Source organism: Ferroplasma sp. Type II (assembly GCF_000496155.1).
Window position 1 is genome coordinate 47,777 of sequence record NZ_KI542801.1, and the last position, 7,770, is coordinate 55,546.

Genomic DNA, 7,770 nt, shown 5'->3' on the forward strand with positions numbered 1-7,770 from the left:
TGCCTTAGCTGTGGGAGGATGTCGCTAGCCTTCGCAACATCTTTCTTCTTTTTCCAATTTTCCTGTTGGTTTTTGTAATCTGCCTCTGACCTCTTCCTCTGCTTCTTTTGTTCATCTATAACAATCCGTCTATTTTTTAGCCGTCTGACTCTCGACTTCCATTTTCACTTTTTGGTGATAACAACTGAAGTGGGGATGTATATAAGAATGGTTTCCCTGAGTTGATCAGGCTCAAGTGGAAGGTTCTCCCTCTTCATGACCTTGATGATAGTCTTTGGGTTCAGCATATTCCTTCATTTTCGTCGATCTATTCTTCTCATAGATTGTAGACCTACTTGAGAAAACAATTTCAGATAATATGCTTTATTAAAATTAATAAACTCTGGTGATACATCTATAATAATGCAAAGTCGCCTGTAATTTGATCCAGCAGATCGTCCTCATCAGGGCCGAGACCTATGCAGGTAACAGTTCCAGGAATAATCTGGGTAAAACCTGCATCTGTTATGGTTTCACTTATAACTCCCAGAATTTTGCATTCTTCCTTAATTTTATAGATTTCCTGAAGATTGTCTACCTTTACAACTACTTTTTTTTGCCCTGTTGCATACCATTCATTAAAAATTTTTTTGTTTTTCTTCATGGATATGAGTGTGCATGCAACTGCTGCATGTGCAACCTGCGCTGCTATCTTGCCCTTTCCCATCGCAATATCTTTCCTTACAGCTATTACCATTTTCACCATGGAACATCCTTCATTTTATATTTGTATGCCAGTATATTTACTCCCCTGTGTATTGGTGGAGTTATTATCAGTATTACAGCAATTGGTATTAAGTCTCCATAGAATTCCATAAAAAAATCTCGGGCAAATGCGAATACCAGCAGGAATGATGCTATCACAAATGGCCACTGATCCAGTATGGATCCTCTGGCTCCCCTCTTCATTCCTATTCTCCTCTTTATGAAAGAGCCTGCCATGTCACCCAATAGTGACCCAAAACTCATTGGTATAAGGACAAGTATTGCCGCAGCGAGGTTTTGTCCGTAATCTGGATATGGAATTTTCAGTATAAGAACAAGGTAATAAATTATTATACCGGACAATATGCCTATAAGTGAACCGCCAATAAACCCAGACCATGATTTTCCATCTCCGAAAATACGCTTACCCCTGTACGTTTTTCCCCGGTCTATGACCAGATGCCCCCCTGTTACTACTGCCCCAGGATTTGCTATGAACGCAGGAGCGAATAGGATAATAGCATATATTGTAAAAAGAATTATATTACCCATATGTTTCAACTGCTTTTAGGACGTCGGCCTTTGTTATTATACCCTTAAGCTCTGTTCCGTCTACTATCAATACGGCGTTTGAATATTTCAGAAGTGGATATATCATGGAAATCGGGCTATTTTTGTCAAGTTGTGGAAGTACACTTCCCATAACCTTCTTTATTATAAGATGTTTCAAAGATTCGATGCTTGTTCCCTTTATAAGCATGTCATTAATGTCTGATTCGGTAATAGTTCCTATGATTCTTTTATCGGAGGTTACCACTGGAAGCTGTGAATATCCTTTTTCCCTCATTTTGTTAAGTGCTGAAATTATGGAATCGTTCATTTCACAGGTGTCTACCTCTTTTGTCATTATAAGTTCTGCTTTTATGTATATATCCTTGGCGCGGTTTCCTGAGCTGTTAAGATATTCAAAAATTTTTCTAACCTTATCATATGCTGGATTAATCTCCCCCTTCTCTAGCCTGGCAATATAGGATTGGCTTACTCCACTTATGCGTGCCAGTTCCTTCTGGCTGATACCCAGTGATTTCCGCATTTTTCTCAATTCTTCAATACTCGGAAGCATTTATCTCTTATAATTAATTACTATTAATAATTATTTACATTATCATTTGGGCTTTAGCATAAATAATAATTTATAACTATTAATTATAACCACTTGATGTTTATTACAATAGAAGGTATAGATGGATCGGGAAAAACCACGCTTACGAATTCTCTGAGGGAAAAATTTCCTGAGTTCCACTTTACCAGAGAACCAACGGATAATTTCCAGTTTGCAAACCTGAAAACTTTGAGCAGCCCCTATAATTCATTTTATAACTTCTTTCTGTTTACATATGATCGTCTTGAACACCAGAATGAAATAAAAACCTATAAAAATGTTTTATGTGACAGATACCTGGCATCATCCATAGCCTATGAAGGACCCATGATTGAGAAGTTTTTTCAGGACAGGGATGAAACTATAAAATGGATGATAAATGTGTCAAAAATGCTAAAAATGCCAGACATGATAATTTATCTGGATGTGCCGCTGCAAGTTGCGCTTAAAAGAATAAAAAACAACAGAAAAAATCTGAATTTTAGGGGAAAATCGCTTTCAATACTGGAAGAATCTAAGGGATTAAAAAATATCAGTGAATATTATGAATATTTTTTTGAAAATATATCGGTCTTTTTGGAAATGCCCATAAAAATTGAAAGGATAAATGCTGGCAGAACTTCTGAGTATGTTCTTGAAAAGGCAGAAAGCCTGATAAGAGGTGCAACGGAAACATAATCACTTTGTAGTTACTATTATTTCGTCCCCCAATACCATTATTGTGTGTTCTGATTGGGCTATCATTGATTTGCTGTGTTCCTTGAGCACGGCAAAACCTGAGATGTATTTTGTTGACATTTTCTTCCTGAGGTATTCCTGATCGTTTTTCATCAGTCTTGATACCCATCTCTCAGCAAATGGGGCTGTACTGAAATTTTTATATAAAATCTCGTCTTTGTCTCTAGAGCTTGGCTGATCTATAATATATATGTTGCCAAGCTGGCCACTATGTATCATGCCTATACCAGTGCTTGCAAATGGCTCTATGGCAATCACCTTGTCTGTTTTTATTGTTTCATCATTTCCATCATCGTAATTCGGGATAAAAATCTCGGAATGGAGATCATAACGGTTAATCCCATGCCCGCCCAGATTTTTGACAGGATTGAACCCATAGGATGTTATGACGTTCCCTATTTCCTCACCTATTCTGTGAATGCTGATAAGGGGCCTCAGTGTTTTTATTGCTGAATTCAGGGCCTCTCTTGTCGCGTCTATCAGATCGCTGTAATTGCCGGTATTTCCAACTTCCATAGTAGCAGCATTATCTGACATGTAGCCATCCACCATGGCCCCAAGATCAACCTTTACAAGGTCGCCGGTTTTGAATTTTTTTCTGTCTCCTTCGTATGGTGTGTAATGAGCCGCTTCATTGTTTATGGATAAATTAACCGGAAATGAGGGCAATGCATCCCTGTCCCTTATAAATTGTTCCGCCTTTTCTGCAACATCATAAAATAATACTCCAGGTTCAATGAGTGTCTGTGCATATTCCAAAGCTTCTCTGCCTATTTTGCCTGCAAGAACGTATTTTTCCTTTACATCTGAATCCATAGGTATCTTACTTTTATTTCTTTATTTGGCATTAAGTTATCTAAGAAAAAATTTAAGGGTTTCCGGCATTCCCACTGTTGAATTCTTCGTCTGTCATGGGTTTATCTTTTATTTCCCACTTATTATATAGTACACCGAGAATGAAACCGAATACTAAAAGGGGTATGATGCCAAAAACTATTGATGTTAAATAATATGTTGTTCCATAGATTCTCAGATCATTTAATCCTATCAACACCCCAAATATTATCCAGAGAATTAAACCAAATACCTCACCTTTTACAATCATGTTTTTCCCAGGTATTTTATTATGCACATATGCGAATATGATTCCAAGGATAATCCCAATAATCAAACCGCCGATTATTCCTCCTGCCACAGCCAGGTTTAATGTCAGTGAATAAAGTGCCGCGGCAGTAACCGTTATGCCATGTGCAGACTCTGCGGAAGCCTCTTTTGACAGTTCATTCATTACATCTGCCTTGAATATTATTAGAGTCGCCATTGCTAATATTCCGTCTAAAATACCATATGCCAGACCTGCAACAGCCCCGGCTTTAGCCCCTGTTCCAACTTTCCCCATTAAAGTGTATATAATGTGTGTATTTAAATCTTACGAGTGAAACTGTGATAATTATATAGAGTTGGTATAAAATCATTATACAAGAGAAATAATTATTTTTAGTAGAATTTCCTGCTTAAAATAATGAATATTTGAACATTTATAGTGTGCAGCATACATATGGGACATGGATAACGTCTTCAAAAATTATACATTCTGGTCGATAACATGATAAGAGATTATTATTCATCCAACAATAAATGATTGGCATGGAAGTGGAAAAAGTATATTGTACAACATCACTTGATTTATCCGTTTTAAATTGATGGAGCCATCGGATCTTTAGATGAGTAAAATCAGTGATATTTACATACAATCCATATTCCCCTGGATGTTCAAGGCTGTGATTCTATAATCCTGATAGCCACATAACATGATTCAATGTGATTCCAGTAATATCAAGATTTTTTAGATTTCATCTCCCTGGAACAACCCACACGAAAGTAGGAAGAGCTAATTAATATAAAAATGTTAAATTTATTCAAGTGGAAATGCCTCTCTTGCTTCTATTATTTTTTTTAATGTCAGTGCACTTTGCCTCATTTTTCTTTCTTTGGTATCCATATTTACCGAGAAAAGTCCAAATTTCATTGAAAATCCAGATGCCCATTCAAAATTATCCGTCAGTGCCCAGTGAAAGTAACCCTCGACCTTAAAACCATCTTTAATAGCCCTTTCAATATTGCTCAGATGCGAGGATATATAATAAGACCGGTATTTGTCAGCCTCATCGGCTAAACCATTTTCTGTAATTGTTATAGGTATTCCGTATCTATTATAATAATCATGTATTATATTATATATTCCTTCAGGATATATTTCCCACCCTGTATCACTTACCGGATTACCATCCTTTGAAGTTTCCATTTCTGGACAATAATGACCGTATCCCTTAACTATTTTAAAACCGTATTCGCCATCATCTTTTTCCACAACATCCCGGCTATAATAATTGAGACCAAGCCAATCTACACGGTTCATAAGGTCATCCCTTAAATTCTCTGTCCTACCGTCCGTTGTTATACCTTCACAATTGCCCTTTATAATCGAATCAAAAAACGAATATCTGTTTATGTACTTTGCACGTTCAGATGCTTCATGATCCTTTTCAGAAAAAGGCATTATATCCCCATTAGCAAAAATAATTCCTACAGGTTTGCTGGAGACATATTTTATTGAATCATATGCCCTTGCATGGCCTTCGGCAAATTTTCTTTTCTTCTGTATTGTGTTATTCAGGGAATGATCCATACTGCACCCCTGGTAAACCATATTTGGTTCATTCATTGTGCACCATCTGTCAGCAAATCTATCGAATTTCCACGCAATAAATGCGGCATATTTTGCAAATTCTATTATTATTCTGTTATCGAAACAGTTGCATAGTGACTTTTCGGGATTTTTATCTGGATTATTGAGCCATAATGGAATTGCCCAGTGATATAAATTAATTATAAGGAAGTTTTCCCTGGATTTAAAGTCTGAAAATATATCACTGTAGTGTGATATTGCAGCCTGGTTTGCTATTTTATCCAGTTTTTCAAGCATATCCATGGTTATGATTACTTTTTTGACATCGCCATTCTCAATTATTGAGTCTGCATATACGCTCTCTGTTGATTCAGGGAAAATACGTGACCATTCCACCGAAAGCCTTCCAGAGTTCATGCCTAGATTTCTGGCATTTTCATGATCAATAGGGTACATATCCCAGTATGCAACTCCGTTCTGTGGGAGGTCTCCAGAAACATAGTGGTTTTGTGCATTGCTCTTACTGTTTGCCCATGCATACCAGTCGGAATTTTTGTCTTCATCAGATAACCCCATTTCAAACTGAAAACCACATTCGGAAAAACCGAATTTAAAATTTTTATCAAACATTATCTCTTTAATATGTGCAGGTTATTAAAAATTTTTTACATACTATTGATATGAGTATTCCAAAATGATCTCCCAGCTTAAGCATTATAGGTTCTCACTTTTGCTTTCGCATAAAGAGACGATTTTTGACCTACTGCGAAAGATGTAGAATTTCTCACATACAATGTTAAATTAGGGATGGTGTGAAAATTTATCAATAGTTTGATAGTGACATCCTCCCCAAGCTAACGCATGGGGCTTCCCGCTTCAACAACTCAACTTGCATTGCAGAGGTTGAGCCTCTACGGGCATAAAATCGGCGACAGTCCGTGCCTACTCTTTTTTTTATGTTTTATTATAAACATTTTAAATATCTTATCTATAGCATCATTTAATATGTTTATTGCCGCATTTAAATCCCTATCAATGGTAATACCACATACATCACAATGATATGTTCTATCATCCAATGTTAAATCATTTTTTATATTTCCACATTTTGAGCATTTCATTGATGTGTATTTAGGATTAACCTTAAGATATGATTTACCGGCACTCTCAGCCTTATAAATTATATCTTTTATAAGGCTACCCCATGATGCATCCTCTATGCTCTTTGCCAATTTATGGTTTTTAACCATATTGTTTATATTTAAGTCCTCAAATGCTATAAAATTATATTCTTTTATTAATTTATTTGATAATTTCTGTGTAAAGTCATTCCTCTGATTTGAAATATGATTATCCATCCCTGCTAATTGTATTCTTGCTTCCTCCCTGTTTTTTGATCCTTTATTTTTCCTTGATAAACTCCTATGCAATTTTTTTACAATCGTGTTTCCAATACTTAAGTTTTAGCATATGAATTTTCACCGAGATTCTCCGGATTTTTAAGTTCATGCATGATAATGATACTCATGATTGCACATTTAAGTCCCGTTTATGTCACATGCTGGTGGAAAAATCCATGGAAAAGCTTATTTTCAAAGAAGGGGATTATAGCATGCTCTAGTTGTGTGGAGTAGTAAGGGTCTTCTCCTCAGGGGGAGACCCGGCTATTCAACTCCGGTTATATCTTCACGGTTCCGTTGCCCGTTACATTCATTGCATTGACGGGCAGTGCAATGCCATGCCTGATCAACCTGACCATCTCCGGAATTCCCATCAAGTAGGACAGGGATGCCTGTATCATGAGGAGTATAACGTATGCAATCAGTGCTGAAAATATCTGAATGAGAATGCCGTTTATACTCTTCGAGATGAGATGGCCAATCTTCAGGTATGTCTTCACTGTACGGAAAAAGATCTCAATTGACCATCTCTGGGAATATATCCAGTGGATGTAGAGATCAGGCAGATCAAATATGTCTGTGATGTAATCCTTTTGTTCTCCATCAATCTCCATGCTTACCAGCCTGAGGGTGAGTCCATTGCGGAACCTGACTATGCTGGAATGTGCGTATGTTTTCAGCACCTCATAACTGGCATTCTTCTTTATCCTGGTCACGAACTGGATATTCCTTGCCTTAAGGTCCATGAACCTGCCAAGATTGTAATAGCCAAGGTCGAAGGTGAGTATTGACTGCTTCACAAGATCAGGATCTATACTGCCAAGAACCTCATCGAATACCGGTGAGTCATTGAGGTTGGCAGGTGTTGCGAGAGATTCCAGTGGCAGTGTGAATGGGAAAAGAACTGCTGCCTCATGTATCTTTATCCCTGTTTCAGTCTTCTCCCTCCTGTACTTCCCGGATTCCTTTATGGCTGTGCGGATGAATGTTGAATCAATTCCTATGATATTCAGGAACCTGCTGTAAAGGGAATAGTT

At 37.1% G+C, this 7,770-nt stretch carries 9 protein-coding genes; 1 reads left to right on the plus strand and 8 read right to left on the minus strand.

The annotated features are described in order from the left end of the window. Positions 1 to 394: 394 nt before the first annotated feature. From pth2 to AMDU4_RS12355, 3 genes are read right to left on the minus strand one after another with little or no spacing between them, the layout of a single operon-like run. Complete coding sequence (pth2, locus tag AMDU4_RS12345; protein ID WP_342765611.1) at positions 395 to 745, minus strand: peptidyl-tRNA hydrolase Pth2; 351 nt, start codon at positions 743 to 745, stop codon at positions 395 to 397. After that, positions 739 to 1,296, minus strand: coding sequence for a CDP-2,3-bis-(O-geranylgeranyl)-sn-glycerol synthase (locus AMDU4_RS12350; protein WP_021788283.1), 558 nt, complete (start codon positions 1,294 to 1,296; stop codon positions 739 to 741). The genes pth2 and AMDU4_RS12350 overlap by 7 nt, the downstream gene beginning before the upstream one ends. Continuing rightward, complete coding sequence (locus tag AMDU4_RS12355) at positions 1,289 to 1,867, minus strand: CBS domain-containing protein (RefSeq protein ID WP_021788284.1); 579 nt, start codon at positions 1,865 to 1,867, stop codon at positions 1,289 to 1,291. The genes AMDU4_RS12350 and AMDU4_RS12355 overlap by 8 nt, the downstream gene beginning before the upstream one ends. A gap of 96 nt (positions 1,868 to 1,963) precedes the next feature. Here AMDU4_RS12355 and tmk point away from each other — a divergent pair, with 96 nt between their 5' ends. Then, positions 1,964 to 2,584, plus strand: a complete 621-nt coding sequence (tmk, locus tag AMDU4_RS12360; protein WP_021788285.1) for a dTMP kinase — start codon at positions 1,964 to 1,966, stop codon at positions 2,582 to 2,584. Here the strand turns inward: tmk and map are convergent, their stop codons facing one another. From map to AMDU4_RS12385, 5 genes are all read right to left on the minus strand, one after another. Beyond that, complete coding sequence (map, locus tag AMDU4_RS12365) at positions 2,585 to 3,460, minus strand: type II methionyl aminopeptidase (protein WP_021788286.1); 876 nt, start codon at positions 3,458 to 3,460, stop codon at positions 2,585 to 2,587. 52 nt (positions 3,461 to 3,512) lie between these two features. Next, positions 3,513 to 4,043, minus strand: coding sequence for a DUF6789 family protein (locus tag AMDU4_RS12370; protein WP_021788287.1), 531 nt, complete (start codon positions 4,041 to 4,043; stop codon positions 3,513 to 3,515). 516 nt (positions 4,044 to 4,559) lie between these two features. Beyond that, entirely contained in the window at positions 4,560 to 5,963 is a 1,404-nt protein-coding gene (gene bgaS / locus AMDU4_RS12375; protein WP_021788288.1) for a beta-galactosidase BgaS, read from the minus strand. Positions 5,964 to 6,244: 281 nt separating this feature from the next. Further along, entirely contained in the window at positions 6,245 to 6,763 is a 519-nt protein-coding gene (locus AMDU4_RS12380) for an RNA-guided endonuclease TnpB family protein (RefSeq protein ID WP_021788289.1), read from the minus strand. A gap of 248 nt (positions 6,764 to 7,011) precedes the next feature. Continuing rightward, on the minus strand, positions 7,012 to 7,770 hold a 759-nt coding region (locus tag AMDU4_RS12385), incomplete at its 5' end, for an IS4 family transposase (protein ID WP_290705335.1).

What these genes read in the sequence shown, in the direction of transcription:
- tmk (WP_021788285.1), top strand. Translation starts at nt 1,964, where the DNA reads ATGTTTATTACAATAGAAGGTATAGATGGATCGGGAAAAACCACGCTT.
- map (WP_021788286.1), bottom strand. Translation starts at nt 3,460, where the DNA reads ATGGATTCAGATGTAAAGGAAAAATACGTTCTTGCAGGCAAAATAGGC.
- pth2 (WP_342765611.1), bottom strand. Translation starts at nt 745, where the DNA reads ATGGTGAAAATGGTAATAGCTGTAAGGAAAGATATTGCGATGGGAAAG.
- AMDU4_RS12350 (WP_021788283.1), bottom strand. Translation starts at nt 1,296, where the DNA reads ATGGGTAATATAATTCTTTTTACAATATATGCTATTATCCTATTCGCT.
- AMDU4_RS12370 (WP_021788287.1), bottom strand. Translation starts at nt 4,043, where the DNA reads ATGGGGAAAGTTGGAACAGGGGCTAAAGCCGGGGCTGTTGCAGGTCTG.
- bgaS (WP_021788288.1), bottom strand. Translation starts at nt 5,963, where the DNA reads ATGTTTGATAAAAATTTTAAATTCGGTTTTTCCGAATGTGGTTTTCAG.
- AMDU4_RS12355 (WP_021788284.1), bottom strand. Translation starts at nt 1,867, where the DNA reads ATGCTTCCGAGTATTGAAGAATTGAGAAAAATGCGGAAATCACTGGGT.